1 protein-coding gene is annotated in these 419 nt (G+C 22.9%); it reads right to left on the bottom strand.

Annotated elements, in window-relative coordinates; all coding sequences use genetic code 11:
* Window positions 1-34: 34 nt before the first annotated feature.
* Window positions 35-169 carry a hypothetical protein gene (locus tag ACVHXK_RS18715; RefSeq protein ID WP_461207924.1) on the bottom strand — a complete coding sequence of 45 codons (135 nt, stop codon included), beginning with the start codon at window positions 167-169 and terminating at the stop codon, window positions 35-37.
* Window positions 170-419 lie beyond the last annotated feature (250 nt).

Below are 419 nucleotides of genomic sequence, written 5' to 3'. Positions count from 1 at the left end.
TTTATGTCATCTTCAAGAATGAAAGTGTCCTTTATTAAGTTACTAAACCCAATTTTATTATCAAATTCTTTGTATAAAAAAGTCCAGAATCTGATGTTAATTCCCAACCATTAAAATTTATTTTTACTTTTTTATTGAAATTCATCTGTTTTGCTAATAAACTATTCATAGAAAGAAGTCTCCTTGGGGCTCTAAATAGTTTTGTGTAGTTAATAATCTTTCTATTATAATATTACTGGAAATTTTGATTTTCAGTAATATTATTTTTTGTTTTTGAAATACTAATAATATTGGCTTATGTCTATTTATAGTATTTGAAAAAAATCAAATATTATGCATAAGAATCAGCTCTAACGAGCAAATTTATTTTATAGCTGTAGTAAGCTTAAATTTATCGTTTTAAATTTCAGAAAATTCTA

The organism is Clostridium sp. DL1XJH146, from assembly GCF_054819755.1.
This window is presented reverse-complemented; position numbering and strand designations above follow the sequence as displayed.